We start from the raw sequence: 16506 nt of genomic DNA, 5'->3' as shown, positions 1-16506 counted from the left end.
CTTTGTCAACTCTGTAGATCGTTGAAATAAAAATTATTTGTAGTACACTTGTTTTATATGTTGAACAACGGAGTGAGGAGGTGTGTATTTAGTGTCTGAGTTAGGGGATTTTTTGAAGAAACTACGAGGTGAATTAAGTCTAAGAGAAGCCGCAAAAAGAAGTGGATTGAGTTATTCATACATAAGTTCATTAGAAAGCGGAAAGCATCCTAGAACAGGTGTAACTATTACTCCCTCTCCGGATACCCTCAAAGCTTTATCTTCTGCTTATAACTACGATTACGAAGAATTAATGAAAAAAGCAGGACACTTACCATCTGAAGGGGAAAAGAAATCGATTAGCATAACGCCAGACAGTGGCATGGCCTTCTATGGTGGAGGTAGAGACTGGACCGAGGAAGAAATCGAAATGGCTGAAGCTGTGATCGAGGCGCACCGTGCGCGGAAGAAGCAAAAAGAGGAAGAAGCTAAAAAGAAAAAATAAACAGTAAAAATAAAGCAAATACCGCTGCCTAGGTGGAGCCTACTTAGAGGTAATGATGAAAGTCAGCAACAATTCTAAATTAACGGCATCGGATAAATTAAAAGATATCCTAACATCTCACGGGTTTATAATCTTCAAAATGGGCATTGTTTTCTACATAGTTAAGTTTCTTTACTTTTACTTTAATCATTTAGACTTTTTGTGGACAAATGAATTAGTGTTAACAGCTGGATACTTGATAATATTCGTAATCATTTATGTCATTTCATGTATGCTGAATATTAAGCGCACGGTAAGTAACCCATTTACACTAGCTACTGATTTAGAATATAAAATCAATGAATATTTCAATACCTTATACATATTGAAAGAAAAAAATGGTTTGTATTCTCATAACATAAAATTCACTGGAGAAAACAAAGAGATAATAACAAATATTTATTCGCCTATTACCAATCCACAAGAGGTAATAAATAAAATAGATGCTTTTATACTTATCTTGAATACTATCAATACAAGCAAATCCTCAAGATTAGTAGAAAAATTAATGAAATATCGTGAAGAATCAAACTTCATGTTAAACAATCAATTAGAAACAATTCATGAAAACATAAATTGATACTCGCCATATTAAAAAGTGAAAAAGCAAATCCCTCATCCGATGAGGATTCCAGGTGTGATATCTAATAAAAACTATATTTCAAAGTATAATTGGCCTGCTTATTTATATTTATTTCGCTGCATTAATTCAGTCTTTTTTTGGATTGGCGGACTGGTGGATTTGGATTATTTTAATAATAATGTTAGTTCTTTTTACTTCATACTATTTATTACGACACTTTATAGAACAAAATCAAATATCCAGATGTGGACATGGAGTAAAACACGGAAAATCCGAATTACTATGCGCGATTTGTAAGGAATATCATGAAAAGAAACTAATTGAAATTGAAAAAAATAAGATTAAAGCCACTTATGATAATAGAATAGCTCAAATAAAAAGAAATGCTGAAATCCTACAATCTGGTGAAGCTCACCGCATTAATAATGACTCTTTTAATAAGGTCGTTGACTTGTTGCAACTATCACCACAGGAATTTGAGGATGCAATTGCAAAACTATATTCGAAACTTGGATATGTAGTAACTCAGACGCCATACTCGAATGATGGCGGTAAAGATGCTATAGCACTGAAAGATGGTAAAAAGTATTTAATCGAATGTAAACGTTACGCCGTTGACAAGAATATCGGTAGACCTATGATTCAAAAATTTTATGCTGCTATGGTTGAAGAAAAAGCAGTAAAGGGCTTTTTTGTTTCAACTTCAGGGTTTACTGATACAGCGTATGAATATGTAAAAGGAAAAAATATTGAACTAGTCGATAATAAATCACTATCTGAACTTATAGATCATGCCTTCCCTGAAAATATTGAGTCACAACATTTTGAACAAATGTGCTTAGAGTGCGGAGATATTGTTAGCTTTAAATTGATTGGTGGAGATGATTTTCATCTATGCAGAAATAACCACCAAGTATCAAAAAAAGTACCAGTAATTAAAAACGACAGTTTTTCAACTATACGAAAAAATCCTGTTCGGAAAAAGAAGTATTATAGATGATCCCCTTCGCGGGGTTTTCTTTTTATGATATAATCGAACGTATATTCGTATATTTCCATTGATATACCAACACATCCACACATAGGAGGACTTAAATGGAACTTCAATTTTACAAACCAAGCGATACGGAACAATGGATCAACAATAAATATGTGGAAAATGGGATCATGCGTCCATCGGACTTAAATATAGCAGCAGTTGCAAAAGTTTTTAATACAGATGTCATCTTTTATGATGGTAGAACAACCGTAAAGTGGGAAGATGGCGTATATTCAGTTATTGCCATTAATGAAAATCTGGAGGAGATCGAACAGCGCGAGAACTTCTTTCATGAATTGGGTCACCCGATTTTGCATGTCGGCCGGCAGCGCAGCATGTCCGATTCTTTCCTTGAAATGCAGGAAGAGCAAGCTGGGCAATTCCAAATGTACGCATCCATCCCCTACTACATGCTTAATGAGTATAACGACATTGAGATCCGTGACATTTACATACAAACAATTTCTAAAGATTTCAACCTTCCGACATACCTGGTTCGTAAACGCATCGAGCAGATGGAACGGAAAATCATGATCGAGAAATATGACCAAGAGTATGTCCGAAGATGCAGGCCGGTTAAAATAGAAGTAGAATATACAGATGAGACAAATCGAATTTTAGAGCAGCTACAAAGACAATTACTAGCGAAAAAAACAACTCAAGCCCATATTTAGGGGCTTTTTTATTTAGGAGGTTAATTATGAAAATGAAAGTGGCCATATATACCCGTGTCAGCTCAGATCGTCAGGTTCAGGAAGGATTCTCCCTCGAAGCTCAGTATGACCGGTTGATTGAGTATATTAGAATAAACGACTGGGATCTTGTCCGAGTTTACAGTGATCCAGGTATCTCAGGTAAAAATTTAAAGGACCGTCCTGGAGTGCAAGAGTTACTTAACGATGCTAAACAGGATAAGTTCGACGCAGTTCTCATTCATAAATTAGACCGTCTAACTAGAAATATTGGGGATTTGCACGATCTCATTGAATTGTTTAATAAAAAAAACATGAAATTGGTCTCATTTAGTGAGAACATCGATACGAGCACACCGTCCGGACGTATGTTTGTATACTTCCTTGGAGTTTTTGCGCAGATGTACCGCGAGAATTTATCTGAAGAAGTGACAAAAGGGCTTACAAAGCGCGCGGAGAAAGGATACCGCGTTAACTTTAAGCCCACATTTGGATATGATGTTGTTGATCACAAACTAATAATTAACGAACAGCAAGCTGAGATAGTGAAGCTCATATTCGATCTCTACCTCAAAGGATGGGGGAAACATAAAATTTCGAAGCACCTCAATCAAGAGGGGTTTTCTTCAAATTTCGGTCTTTTCTATGATAGAACAGTGAATTACGTGCTAGGGAATATAACCTATGTTGGTAAACATCACTATACGCCGAAAGGTGATAAATCCAAATCAATTATAAAAGAAGGCGACCATGAGCCCATTATTGATGAGGATACATTTAATACGGTTCAAAAGATGATGCACAGAAAATCTAACAGTGAAATATCGAGGTCTAGTTATGAATACCCATTCAGTACGATTGTTAAATGCGGAGCGTGCGGAAATCCGTATCACGGCAGAGTTGTAAATAGTCATATTGAAGGCGAAAAATATAAGCTGTATCGATGCTATGGAAAATATTCAAAAGGAGCTTTCTGCACTCAATCAGATATTTCGGAAATGAAATTAGAGAAATTAATTTTCAAGAAGGTGCTTCCAGAATTAATTGTAAAAACCACCGAAGAAAGTTTTATTACAAGTAAAGGAACGAAGAAACCAGACGACACAGAGAAGCAACGAAAAAGTTTAGAACGCGAACTTGCAAAAAGTGATACACGCAAGAATAATTGGCAGTATGCGTTTGGTGATGGTAATTTACCATATGAAGATTTTGTTAGGTTAATGGATGAGGAATTGATCAGGACTAAAGAAATAAAAAAACAGTTAGATGGTCTGGGTCCAGGTGGTAAGGAAGAGGATATCTCATTTGACGTGTTTATCGATTGGTTAAATCAATTGTATAGTGTTTGGTCTGACATGGAGCCTTCTGATAAAAAAATAGCAATACAAGCGATGTTCAAACACATTACAGTCACAAAAGTGGGTAAGGAATGGGACGTAGAAGTGGAATTCTACAAATAAATATTTGTACTAATCCGTAGTTGAGCCAACAGAGCATAGTTACAAGTAAAACGAACACTAATAGCTGCTTCATGGATCAATCCGCTCTATGGTTCCATTAATTCTGGCACCTCCGTTGTTCACCTGCATGCGCGTTCCCGTACTTCCTCCAACCACATTGTTATAGATAACAATCACAACCATAATCAACATCACTGTCATCAAAATCGACCTCACAGCCTGCCCTCTGCATTAAGGCCTTAATGCCGTAATATCCGTATTGGCCTGCGTGCCATGCGTCGAAATATTCCGCCTTAATCCTGTCGAACCATCATTAACAATCGATGTAAAGAGGAAAGCAACCACAATCAGCATCATAACGGTAACTAAAATATTTCTCATAACACGCCACTCCTTTAGTTAATTGCATGAAATAAACGCTGACCTTCGGCAACCCACGGGTACATAAATACTCGAAACGTATTCAAAATCGGCAGTCCGGCAAGCACAAACAACACATAAGAGACTGCCTCTTTTTTACTTTCCCGCACTAACTCCATCTTCTCTTTATAGTCCTGAATCCTTTGCTTGAGGAGATCGTAGTAGCTCGCATGTTCATTCAATCTGAGCACATTCAATGTCTCCCCGAAGCTGTGTGCTTCGTCCGTTCCCAACCTGATTTTAAACTGGGCAATTGCGGCTTCCGAGCCTTGATACCATTCATTGAGCAGCAGCCCGAACTGTGTCCGAATTGAACGAGTTTGAGCTGTACATAAAGATAACTTTGCATGTAAACTCATATGTGAATCGTTGTAATAAAGCAGGTGATGACTAATGACGTAAATTTCCCGAACAATGCGATGCGCCCTCTTTTCCTTCAACTGAGCCAGCACTTTTTTATCGAAAAACAAAAATAGCAACAGGCAAGCCGCCCCGATTAATACATAGATAGGCTCAATAAACAAAGTGAGCCTTGGACGCTGTACGCCGGCATAACCTAAAACACCAACCAGAAAGGCTGCCAGCAACAGAATTCTCCTGCCTCCTTCGTAGAGGCCTGCATTCATCCGGATGCCGCACCCTATAAGAAGCTGACGCTTCTCTTCTATCGTCTTTGCCTTTATCCCTAAACATTTGAACAACCAGTCAGGGAGCTTCTTCTCCCGAAGCACGCCCATAACTTGCGATGTCCTCCACCTATTTGCCCGAACAGGCACAAGCATAATACCGTGATAAACGGCCGTCATGAACAGCACGAATAGTAGCAAATTAGATGCAATTTGGATCATTCATTAAGTCCTCACATTCTTCGCATTGAAAGATAAATCCCCATGATAAAGGAAACGAATATCAGCAAAAGTGCATCCAAAATCATATTGCGTCCGCCAGGGTCCAAAACATAGTATAAATAGGCATTGTCAGCGTTTACTTTGAAATTAATGAACAAAAATAAGACTAGAAATAAAATCGGCGTAAAATTGGCAATCCGAATCTCCAAAAGCCGATTTCGTTCCATTTGATCGAATCGCTGCGCTTTTCGCATGTCGATAATTAGCTCTTTGAAACTATCGCCAACAAAACTCCCTTCCGTCAAAGCGACACGCATAATACCAACGAAATACTCGGCCCATGCATGACCCAATGTGAGTGAAAAAATGCGCAGACTCTCCTCCTTATCTCTTTGTGTCATCAGATTTCGATAAAGCTGCTCAAACACAGGCTTAATCGGATACAAAATGCGGTTTTCCTCTATACAATATTTCAGTGCCATTTTCATATTCTTATGAGGATCTACCATGTAATACTGGTAAAATACTTCTACAGCAGGAAGAAACTCCAAGCGGGTTTGCAGCCTCACACTAACCAATTTAAGCCGAAGCAGCACATAGGGCAGCGACACGCAGATACAAGTCAAAATCAGAACCCCTTTTACCGACTGAAAATACAATATTCCCGCTATCACGCCGACTAAAAATAAGACAAATGTCACCACCAGCATCGTTTGCAGGCTCATGCCTAATTCGACGGATTCCATCATATCCTTTACATGCTTAATCAATCGACTTCGATGACCCAAATATTCACTGAAACGATTGCCGAACGAAGACATTTTGACATAATGCAGCCTAAATCTGGCTTTGCGCTGTCGGATTAGTACGTGTAAAATGGATCGCACAGCCAGATATACGACGATAAACAGCAATGTTAGAAAGGCATATGTAGCGAAAATCATGCCATCACTCGCCTTCTTTCTCAATAAAACCGAGCTTCATCAACAAAGCATGCCCCTCATGGTCAGCCTTACTGATTTTCCGCGATGCAGGTTGCGACAATTTCCCGGGAAATTTCCAATCCTCTGTCGACTTGTCATAAACTGCGAGTTCCGTCACGCAAACCTCCTCATTTTCGTACCGATATTCGACGATCCGCACAATCTTCCTTTTTGCTTGGACAACAGCCATCTCTATCCCGATTTGTGTCACAAACTCGGTAATCCGTTTCGTCAAACGCAGAGGATCCATTCCCCTTCCGTCCAACATGCACATATCTGTAATCGCATCAGGAACATCCTCAAGTTCACTTACGTGAACGGAAGTAATGCTGCCCTCATGCCCCCGCGTACAAGCTCTGACATATAGGTTCGCATCCTCGTCTCGAATCTCGGCATGACAAATCCGCTTTGGTGATTGACGCAATGCCAGCTTAAAAGCCTGCAAGCCGGAATGTCTCGGATCTTCTTCGTCAATTTCGTATTCGACGATATTTTTGTACGGAAAATCCCGCTTTAGATTTAATTCAAACCGCGATTCGATCGTAATAATCCTTTCGTTATGATCCATTTCACCAATGATTGCTTTAATAAGATTGGTTTTACCGGAATTCGTGGGGCCGATAACGACCAGGTTAAAATAAGAACGGATTAAACACCGAATTAACTGCTCCATTCGATGATTCATGGTGGCAAGCTCCGCAGAAGCCAAAGTCGTCAACTCAAACCTCTTTACGGTATAAAAGCGGATCATCAAAGTGGGCTCAGCCGTAAATCCGAAGCCGGTCATCGTCACTCGCGATCCATCCCGCAGCACGACCTCGGCCCAGCGCTTTCTAGGATTCAGCGTATCATTGTTAAAAAGCACTAAATTCTGTTGAATTCTTTCTAATTCACGCACAGAAGGCAGCACATGAGCGGATGGAATCGCATTGCCGCCACGCACCTCAAAAATCTGCCTCCCCACAACTTGGATTTCTTCAAGTCCCTCCTTATGTTTCAATACTAGCTCCAGCACGTTCATTCCAATAATTTCTGCAAAAATTGCCTCCGGCAAAGTCGCATATCCGCTCGTTCGGGGTGGTCTGCCAGTAAGTCTTCTTTTTGAAACAAGATCATGAATAACGGCAAGCAGTTTCCCTCGATCCTCCTCATAACCAAGAATGGCGCGATTCAACGTTTCATTATAGAGTTGTTTCTCGGCCTCCGTTCTGCCTTTCATCGTTACAAGCTCACTGCGTATATCCTGAACCCACTGATCAAAAAGTAAAACCTCCTGTGAGGACTGTTCACCACCCGTTCCTTCTCCTAATTCGTAGCAGCTATCTCTAGTCTCTGATTCTAATCCAACCATTTTCTCTGTGCTGCCATCGCCCGCCTGATAGGTTCTCGTTTCAAAACCTGCTCCTACGACCTTTTCCTTATATTTTCGTTCGTGCATATAGGTAATAATCGAAAATCTTTCCTCGTTCACTCCTTTCACCCCGTTTCCATGTCATTAACTTGCCGTTTTTCTCCCCGTCATCAGCTTCTGCAGCCATGTAATTTGTCGTACAGTCTCTTTCCTGGGCAGCTTATAAAGGTCGGCCAATTTGGCCGCAACTGCTTTAACCTCCTCATACATCGGATGACTTGGGGTCAACATGTCAAACAGTTTGCCTTGATTACAGCGAGAAAGCGCGTCCCCATGCTTAACCATCTGTCCGATCAAATGCAGCTGAGTTTCCTTGCGAATATCTTTAATCGTAAACTCGCTATGCTTCGAATGACGTTCTGTCTGAACGGCCATGAGCTCAAAACCGTCCGGCTGCAAACCAAAAACCGAGCCAACCTGCCTAATCCACCGTGAAAAATCTTCCTGAAAATGAGCAATATCCGCTGTCGTAACGACTACTTTGCTGTCAGCCTCCAATAACCCGCAAACGGTTGCCGCGTTGTCCCAATAAGCATTGACCTCTATGACGCAAATATCAAAAGCCCTCCGGGCTACACGCAGCAAATGTACGATTTCCGATGGCGAAAAGAACTCTGCTTGCTCGCGCAGCATATTCCCATAGAGGACATGCAGCCCGTGGGCTTCCTTCGGTTTATCGGAAACGAGCAGCAGCCTATCGGGAGTCAAACTTTGAGCTTTTAGCTCCGCACGCAAGCCATCCAGCGTAAAGCCATTTTCGTCTCTCCCTAAATAGCGGTGGAGCTTAGAGCTTTTTAGATTTAAGCATACATATCCGACCTTCTGCGACGTCTCCGCCGCCAGCGAATAAGCCACACCAAAAGAGGCCAGGGTCGTCCCGATATTTGGTGTGGATCCGATAAATGTAACTAATTTACCTACAGGCTGTTGGTATCTTAGATCTCCCCCGGATCCGTCGACCCAAGCTCGGATGTCATCCGCAATGACTGCGGTGCTGCGCCCCGGCTGAATGTAGTCCAGCCTCATGAGTTTGCACATTTTCACATACTTTTCATTGATCGTTACATCATGATAGTTGGAGAGCAAAACAATGATTTTCAAGTCAGGTTTTGCTTGCTGAAGCCCTTCAAGGAACTCCTCCAATCCCCCGAAATCCAATTCGCGATCGGAAATAATCACATGTGAAAATATTAACTCCGCTAAATGGCTGATCAGATCCGCAGCTGTTGATGAAATGATCCAGTTCAATGGTTTTCTATAAACGACATGAATAATTTCGTCTATTAATCTTTGATCTGTTGAAAGTAAACCGATATTCATACCTCATCCCTCCTTCTCTCTCATTCTCCGGTCAAAATGGAAGAGGAACTGAAAGCAATAACCAATTTTGCTTTCTTCGAGCTGCATAAACGATCAATCTCCAGCCATTCGTTTTCGGTTAAATTCAAGTTAATTTGGTCAATAGCCCCGTTAGCTTCCAAGCGGGAAGCATACATTTTCTCCTTATCGCCTTCCACCTTGGATAACAAATTTGGATTTTTGGGATTGTCCACTTCCACATTCGCCGAGGATTTTACAGAAGCAACCGTAATTTCTTTTTCTTCAAAAAGCCTCCGTGAACCGCCGTCCTCCGTACCCGAGACATACACACGAACACGATCTCCCGCGCGAATGCCGTTAGACACAGACAGTAAATATTCTTTAGGCATTTGGAAAGTGGCCTGCCGCTCATTCGGAAGCATATGATAACGGTTGACCTTCCATTTCAAAATAGGTTCCTTCGTGCCCAGCGGTATCAACGTTTCCTGCCCAATAATCTCGTTCAAACTAGTCAGCATACCAGATGTGTAGCTTCCCTTCTGAACTGGTCGGAGCTCCACCATGTCCTCACGTATTAAGACTCCCGCACGGATAAAATCCTTTGGAACCACGACCGGAATCGTCTGCTGCATCTCCACCTGATTAACTTGCAGCACGTATACCCCATACACGAGCATAGCCGCCGTGACAGCAGCCACCACAGCAATAAGCAGGCTTCTCCTGCGATTCAAACTCTCACCTCCATCGATTATAAAAAAACAAAAAAACGCAGCTCTCGGACATTCATCCGAAATCTGCGTTCTTCGCACATTAAAAATAGCATAGAATCTTCCATATTTCAACATAAAAATGAAATCTATCTATATCTCGTCCGTTCATGCAAAAAGATTAGCCATTCCTTGTACTCATGTTGGAGGACGAAGACTTGAGGGTTCCTCATATCTACTCCTACCGCCACTATCCCTTTGACTCAGATTTTCGCATAAACAAGCTCTATCCCTCTCTAACCCTACTACCTGCCGTTGTTCCCTGTAGATACAACAGAAAGAATACGAAATAGTAGAATAGAGCCGCCGGAATTCATTCTACTTCCGCAAGCGTTGGAAGCGCAGGAATCGCGCCGCGACGCGTAGTGGTGATAGCGCCCACGCGATTGGCAAAGCCAAAAACGCGCTCAGCGACGCCAGCTTCAGCGAGCGCGTCAACGATGTTCGCAGGCGTCGCGCCCAGCGACGCCAGCTGAAAGAGCATGCCGCCGACGAAGCTGTCGCCGGCGCCTGTTGTATCCACGGCTGCCACCGGCGTGCCGGGGATGACAACATCCTGCCGCGCGCTCACAATGCGGCAGCCTTCAGGGCCTAAAGTGATGATAATCACTTTAGGTCCGCGCTGCAGCAGCTGCTGCGCCCCAGTGGTTGCGTCCACGCCGAGGAGGAATTCGATCTCCTCCTCGCTGACCTTGACCACATCCGCAAGCGGAAGCTGCGCAAGGATCTCGGCCCGAGCCGCGTCCGCGCTCGGCCAAAGCGCTAGGCGCACATTGGGGTCGTACGACACCAGTGCGCCAAGATCTTTCGCCCTGTGCGCTGCGTCCAGCGTCGCGGTGCGGCAAGGCTCGGCTATCAAGGATACCGAGCCGAAATGATAGACCGCTGCGTCTTCCAGCCACTGCGACTGGACTTCGTCTGCGCGCAGGAGCATGTCCGCCGCCGGGTCGCGGAAAAACAAGAAATCGCGCTCACCGTCCGCGCGCAGCGAAACAAAAGCCAGACCGGTCTTCGCCTCATCGGTCTGGACAACGGCCGTCTGCACGCCGACTTCGTCAAGCGTGCGCACGAGGAAATCGCCGAAGGGGTCTCGGCCGATTTTGCCGATAAACCTTGCGTCGCCGCCTAGTTTGGCGACCGCCGCCGCCACATTAGCGGGTGCTCCGCCCGCCGCCCGCTGGAAGATCGTGACGTCGGCCAAAGCTTGTCCATTTATTTCAGGTACGAAATCAATTAAAAGCTCACCCAAACACACAATATACGTTTTACCCATAAGTCCTTACTCCCCTTTACTTTGATAACCTAGTGCGTTCATCACATAAGTGGTTGTTTGCTGAATAATCGTTCCCGTCTCGGGTCGCGGCTCCGAAAAAAGCGGCTCAAAGAAGTCTCGTTGCTTATAGAAAAAGATCGAACCTAATACAAACATTAGCGTACTGTCCAAGGAATCGAAGTGAAAATAACCTTCGCGCCTCCCCTTTTCCAACAAGTATCTAACCCTTTCCCATGCCGGAAAAACGAGAGCTCGTATCTTCTCAATACGCGGGGATGCCATAATAATTTCCATTTGAATCAGACTAATCATTTGAGGGTCTTTATTTCGGATTAAAATTATTTCTTTGATAATCGCTTTAATTCCTTCTACAGGGTCTTCAATGTCAAAAAGGCCAGAAAGCTTATGTGAGGGAAAAAACTGATGGAAAATTTCATGGAAAACGCTCTCTTTTCCACCAAAATAATAGGAAACCAGAGCCACATTGGCCCCGGCTTCCTCACAAATTTGACGAACGCTTGTAGCATCATAACCATGCTCGGCGAATAATTTTTTTGCAGCGAGTACAATCTTTATCTTCATGTCTGATTCTTGGTGTGCCATTCTTTAGCGCCCTCCTTATATGGAAGTTAAGCGGCTTGTGAGATTTGTCTCGTAGCAGGTGCTGCTTTTACTTTTTTAATAGATGCAACCACACAATCAATAGCTAATGCGATAATGGCAATCAGGAGCAAAGAACTCACTTCTTTCGTTACACCAGGACCGCCGAACAAAATATTCATCAGACCGTTAACCGCATACGTGGCCGGGAAATAATTGCTCAAAGTATGATAAAAGTTCGACAAAAGCTCCCTTGGCACGATGGCCCCGGAAGACACCAATTGCAAGGATAACATCGCGATGTTAAATAGCATACCTGCGTTCCCAAACAATGTCAAAAACATTTGTGCAACAAACGCAAACGTAAGCAAGAATAAGGATTCAAACAGCCATAATGCCATAAATCCTTTCTCTACATGTCCTCCCAAAGCAACAACCATTGTCGAGCTGATCAGCCCAACTACTACTGCGGCAATGACGGTGAGCATGAAGCGTGCAGCTAATTTGCCCATTTTACTTACCGATGCACCGAGGATATTCGTGGAAACGCTGAAGTTCATCCCCATAATCATTGTTCCTACAATTGAAGCAAGCACAAGCATCATAGGCAGCATTTGATTCGGCATGTCTTTAACTTTATTTGTACTCTGGATATCCGAGGTTACCTTATTCGCCAGCCCTTGTGCAATTTGCCCCGCCTGTTCAGCCGGCAGTTTCGGAGCCATTTGAGTAAGCACGGCAGTTGCCCCTGCAGCTACTGCTTCCCCGTTCACAGTTGCCGTTACATTGCCTGCTACGGCCTGCATCACGGGTTTCATCATAGATGGATTGGACTCATTAATTGTATACGAAATGGGAGCCGTTTGCCCCGGTGTTTGCAGTTTTTTTGTGAAATCGGATGAAATGTGTATAACCATTTGCACTTGGCGGTTGTTCAGCATTTCTTGCGCTTTGTCGTTTGAGTCTATTTGCTCAGTTTGAAAAGGCAGATTCGCTTTCAAATTGCTTGCCACTGTACTTCCCATACCCTGATCTTCATTGACGATAGCGATCTTCAAATTCTTCGTATTATCAGATACGCCTGCATAACCCGTCATCCAGATCAAGCTAAATAACAGTTGAAACATAATGGCTGTTATGATTCCTACTTTCGTCGTACCTTGCATAAAAAATGCGCCTAGTGCTTGTTTCAATATGACCACTCCTATTTAAATTTAAACGATCATTTTAATTAAACGTTTGTTTAAATTATAGGGAGGAGGGCTTTGTCTGTCAATGAGGATCTTTATACACCTGCCTGCACAACAAAGAGTGCTCGTTGTACGCACAAGCAGCAGCAAACAACAAAGTTCAATAAATCGTATTAATTTCATAGATTCCCAAACATATTAGTACGCTATAATAGATTCATAAAATAACATTATACATAGTTTTTTAAGGGAGAATATGATTTATATATCTGAGACTTTACTATACCTCTGTTTCTGTATCATTGTTGGGGAACAAATTTTAAACCTGGTTCCTCCGAATAAGCGCCCAAGAATTGAAGTGCCTAACTGGTTAATTCTTGTATGTATTAGTGGAGTTGCCCTCCTATCTTTTGCTCCAGTGTTTAAAATCATCGATTTTTTCTCAAAGGACTTTGGAGAAAGCTATTGGGTCATAGGTAAAGGTGTTCTTCTTGACTTTAAATTAGGCAACGCCTGGCTGTATACGCTCTTTTTCTCCATGGCTTTAATTTTTATTCGGATGCTACGTGGAAAAAAAAGAGAACCTCTAGTTGAAGCAATAGGTAATATTTTTACAATTGGTTTAATTGGTGCTTTCGGCTGGGCTAGTCATTGTGCTTCTAATTATGCAATTAAAGGATTTATTACACATAGCTCGCACTTCGTTGCTGTCTCGGTTTGGATCGGCGTTTTATTTGTGGTAGCTTGGTTCTCGAAAGACAATGAACACTGGAAGGCCTTTTTTAAATGGTTCAGCCCTGTAGCTTTGGTTTGTGTAGCCATTACGATTGTAGCAGGACTTATCCTTATGAAATTTATTGTTCCTGAGTACTTAAATTCTTGGCTGATAACTTACGGACAAACACTGTTAATTAAACATGTATTAATCATTCCTCTTTTCGTAATAGCCTTTATGAATGGCTTCCTTACGAAGCGCAAATTTAATCTTAATCCTAATTACGATCCCAAGCCTTGGCTGAGAATTGAGAGCATCTCGGCAATTCTTGTTTTAGCCGCTACATCCGTAATGGGACAACAGAATCCTCCTCATGAATTAAGCATTGAAAATACAATTAAGCTGACACAACCATCTAGTTTGTTTACCATGTTCCACCCACTACCTTTTGATTTTATTGTTAAAATGGGAGTTAATTTATGGAGTGTAGTACTCCTGCTTCTAGCCATTCTGTTAATTTTCGCAATGCTTTTCCTATTTATTAAAAGACAAAGAGCTTCGCTCCCTGTTATCTCTCTGGGTACAATTCTTGCGGCAGTGACATACGTGGCTGTAATGGTAAGTGTTAAATAAAAATAAGGAGATAGATCTCATTGGGTGTTCTAACTTTTATTTCTATGATTGTTATCGGATCAGCATTCAGTGCCGGCTTTTTACTTTTATTTCAGCGTAAAACCGCTTTAGGAATTTTCTGTATAGTCCTTTCCATCTTAGGTTACATTGTTTATGCTTACATAGCGAACAAGTACTTTGTTTAACCACAATCAACGGAATAGCTGACTGCAGCACAAAAAAGACCTACCAAATATGAATATGGATGGTCTTTTTTATTTATCAACACTAACTTTTTTGCTTCTAATTATAGTTATCCGCAAGCAGCCTACAATCCCGTTCATTCTCACTCCTTTATTATTTAACTCGTAACAATAGCATTCATAAGAGCCATATATCCACAACCAACAAAAAGCAGTGCTGAGACTAAGGACCACTTTGGATCTTTCTTTTTCCATCCCCATAATAACCCGGCAGTTAAAGAGATTACTGCAATAGCGACAAGACATAGACTAACTAAGTTCGGGACGATTTGTAGTTCTATTCCTTGTTTTAAGCTGTAACCAGTTATAGCCATAAACAAGGACGATGGCGGTTCCTCGGCAAGTAACTCTTTAAGATCATCATGAGGAGGTGCTTGCTGTCCCATAAATGCTGTTACCGCTAGCAATAAGATAACAACAATACTTTCTACCTTTAGCCAAGACAACGTTCCGGCAGTTCCTTTGCGCAATAAGAACCCATTAATAAAAGCTAAAGCAATAATTGGAACTATCAACAAGTGTTTGATCAACATCGCTTGACCATACGAAGTAATCCAGGAACTTACATACTGTGGCGAGAGTTTACTCATTAACAACAGACCAGCCACAATTGTCACTAGTACACAAACGATAGCCACCGGTGTAAACCACTTTAAGAATGTTTTCCAATTACGGATTTCGATCGTACACCACCCGATTACGATCATCACACCAATCCAAACCATTGCAGCGATAAAATGAGTCGTATGTGCAGCAAAACCAGTCCAACCATAGATAGAAGCTGAGTGACTGGCATATCCGAAAGTGATTAACAAAATACCTGTTAATACGGGTATTGCACCCCATTTATATCTCATAAATTTAGAATCTTGCTTTAAGCCAAGACAATAAATGATTGCCATTGCAATAATGACGGTAACGAACCAAGCTTTACCTACATTATAATCACTCAAAACCGTAAAAGTGAGATAAGTTAGTTCGTAATCTAGAGCCTTTTTATAGAAGATTATGAGCTTTATGATTTGAAGCGATGACAAAACAACAATTCCCAGTAGAATCCAAGTTAGTACATTGTCTGATATGTAATATCTCGGCTTTTTATTCTCTGGAACAAGAGCAAGTATACTTGCCCCTGTTAGAATAGCAAAGCATATGTAGAGCAGAGCCTCTGATAAAATATAAATCAATTACTTTTTCCTCCTAGTAATCGACAGAACCACAAGAGTAACCAGAATTGCTCCACCTACAATCCAGACCCAGTAGTTATTTGAAGTGGCTGCTTCAGTTGTAGTTTCAGACTCCGATGCCTTGACTGAGACGGGCGTGCTTGAAGGCGGTGTTGAAGGCTCGACTGTCGCAGAGGTTGCGGGTGTGACGGTTACCTCAGGCTGAGTCTGTTTATCTGCCGCAATTTTCACAGTAAAAGTATACTTACCTTGAATCGGGTGTCCATCCTCACCAACAATTGTCCATTGTACCTCGTAACTACCGTTAGACAGCGGTTGGCTCAACTTCCCTGTCATGAGTTTCTCTTTAAGAGTAACATTCGCCTTAATCTCTTGTTTATTACTATCAAACAATTTAAATGTACTCAAATTCTCAAGCTTACCTTCAAATGTTAAACTAATTTCTTGCAGAGCCTCGGTAATTTCTGCTCCTGCTTTAGGATTGGAACTCTCTAATCCAGTATGAGCAAATGCAGGTTTAGTAAGAAATATTATTAGACAGAGCAACAAACCTACAGTAACAATTGTAAATTTAGAAAACACTTTATTTTTAGCGATTATCATTTATATCCTCCAAATAC

The 16506-nt window shown here is 41.7% G+C and carries 18 protein-coding genes; 6 read left to right on the top strand and 12 right to left on the bottom strand.

Features of this window, described 5'->3' with window-relative positions:
* The first annotated feature begins 91 nt into the window (after positions 1–91).
* The 5 genes from AC3WTJ_RS33570 to AC3WTJ_RS33550 all read left to right on the top strand — a co-directional run bounded on the left by AC3WTJ_RS33570 (position 92) and on the right by AC3WTJ_RS33550 (position 4297).
* On the top strand, positions 92–484 hold the full coding sequence (locus AC3WTJ_RS33570; protein WP_492525619.1) for a helix-turn-helix domain-containing protein: 393 nt from the start codon (positions 92–94) through the stop codon (positions 482–484).
* 52 nt (positions 485–536) lie between these two features.
* On the top strand, positions 537–1103 hold the full coding sequence (locus tag AC3WTJ_RS33565; RefSeq protein ID WP_492525617.1) for a hypothetical protein: 567 nt from the start codon (positions 537–539) through the stop codon (positions 1101–1103).
* A 181-nt stretch (positions 1104–1284) separates the two neighbouring features.
* Complete coding sequence (locus tag AC3WTJ_RS33560) at positions 1285–2106, top strand: restriction endonuclease (protein ID WP_492525615.1); 822 nt, start codon at positions 1285–1287, stop codon at positions 2104–2106.
* A 95-nt stretch (positions 2107–2201) separates the two neighbouring features.
* On the top strand, positions 2202–2819 hold the full coding sequence (locus AC3WTJ_RS33555) for an ImmA/IrrE family metallo-endopeptidase (RefSeq protein ID WP_492525613.1): 618 nt from the start codon (positions 2202–2204) through the stop codon (positions 2817–2819).
* 26 nt (positions 2820–2845) lie between these two features.
* Positions 2846–4297, top strand: a complete 1452-nt coding sequence (locus tag AC3WTJ_RS33550) for a recombinase family protein (protein WP_492525611.1) — start codon at positions 2846–2848, stop codon at positions 4295–4297.
* A 69-nt stretch (positions 4298–4366) separates the two neighbouring features.
* Here AC3WTJ_RS33550 and AC3WTJ_RS33545 read toward each other — a convergent pair whose 3' ends face one another.
* The 10 genes from AC3WTJ_RS33545 to AC3WTJ_RS33500 form a co-directional block, all read right to left on the bottom strand.
* On the bottom strand, positions 4367–4498 hold the full coding sequence (locus tag AC3WTJ_RS33545) for a hypothetical protein (protein ID WP_268597730.1): 132 nt from the start codon (positions 4496–4498) through the stop codon (positions 4367–4369).
* Positions 4499–4528: 30 nt separating this feature from the next.
* Entirely contained in the window at positions 4529–4678 is a 150-nt protein-coding gene (locus AC3WTJ_RS33540; RefSeq protein WP_164819826.1) for a hypothetical protein, read from the bottom strand.
* A 14-nt stretch (positions 4679–4692) separates the two neighbouring features.
* Positions 4693–5565, bottom strand: coding sequence for a hypothetical protein (locus AC3WTJ_RS33535; protein WP_492525609.1), 873 nt, complete (start codon positions 5563–5565; stop codon positions 4693–4695).
* A gap of 11 nt (positions 5566–5576) precedes the next feature.
* A complete protein-coding gene (locus tag AC3WTJ_RS33530; RefSeq protein WP_492525607.1) occupies positions 5577–6509 on the bottom strand; it encodes a hypothetical protein in 933 nt (310 codons plus the stop codon).
* A gap of 4 nt (positions 6510–6513) precedes the next feature.
* On the bottom strand, positions 6514–8019 hold the full coding sequence (locus AC3WTJ_RS33525; RefSeq protein WP_492525605.1) for an ATPase, T2SS/T4P/T4SS family: 1506 nt from the start codon (positions 8017–8019) through the stop codon (positions 6514–6516).
* 24 nt (positions 8020–8043) lie between these two features.
* Complete coding sequence (locus AC3WTJ_RS33520) at positions 8044–9279, bottom strand: CpaE/TadZ family protein (RefSeq protein ID WP_492525603.1); 1236 nt, start codon at positions 9277–9279, stop codon at positions 8044–8046.
* A 20-nt stretch (positions 9280–9299) separates the two neighbouring features.
* On the bottom strand, positions 9300–10010 hold the full coding sequence (locus AC3WTJ_RS33515) for a CpaB family protein (RefSeq protein ID WP_127458335.1): 711 nt from the start codon (positions 10008–10010) through the stop codon (positions 9300–9302).
* Between the two features lie 349 nt (positions 10011–10359).
* Positions 10360–11319, bottom strand: a complete 960-nt coding sequence (locus tag AC3WTJ_RS33510) for a PfkB family carbohydrate kinase (RefSeq protein ID WP_492525601.1) — start codon at positions 11317–11319, stop codon at positions 10360–10362.
* Between the two features lie 6 nt (positions 11320–11325).
* A complete protein-coding gene (locus tag AC3WTJ_RS33505; RefSeq protein WP_407870644.1) occupies positions 11326–11922 on the bottom strand; it encodes a TetR/AcrR family transcriptional regulator in 597 nt (198 codons plus the stop codon).
* 26 nt (positions 11923–11948) lie between these two features.
* Positions 11949–13112 carry a YhgE/Pip domain-containing protein gene (locus tag AC3WTJ_RS33500; RefSeq protein WP_492525599.1) on the bottom strand — a complete coding sequence of 388 codons (1164 nt, stop codon included), beginning with the start codon at positions 13110–13112 and terminating at the stop codon, positions 11949–11951.
* 253 nt (positions 13113–13365) lie between these two features.
* Between AC3WTJ_RS33500 and AC3WTJ_RS33495 the strand changes: the two genes are divergently transcribed.
* Positions 13366–14457 (top strand): copper resistance D family protein, encoded by a 1092-nt coding sequence (locus tag AC3WTJ_RS33495; protein ID WP_492525597.1) that lies wholly within the window; start codon positions 13366–13368, stop codon positions 14455–14457.
* 340 nt (positions 14458–14797) lie between these two features.
* On the opposite strand, the gene AC3WTJ_RS33490 is transcribed toward AC3WTJ_RS33495, so the two are convergent.
* Both AC3WTJ_RS33490 and AC3WTJ_RS33485 read right to left on the bottom strand, forming a co-directional pair.
* Entirely contained in the window at positions 14798–15886 is a 1089-nt protein-coding gene (locus AC3WTJ_RS33490; RefSeq protein ID WP_492525595.1) for a copper resistance D family protein, read from the bottom strand.
* Entirely contained in the window at positions 15887–16489 is a 603-nt protein-coding gene (locus AC3WTJ_RS33485; RefSeq protein WP_492525593.1) for a copper resistance CopC family protein, read from the bottom strand.
* Positions 16490–16506 lie beyond the last annotated feature (17 nt).

This window comes from Paenibacillus sp. FW101-FHT12H11, from assembly GCF_058790355.1.
The sequence above is the reverse complement of the archived record's forward strand: the minus strand, read 5'-3'. Positions and strand labels throughout refer to the sequence as shown.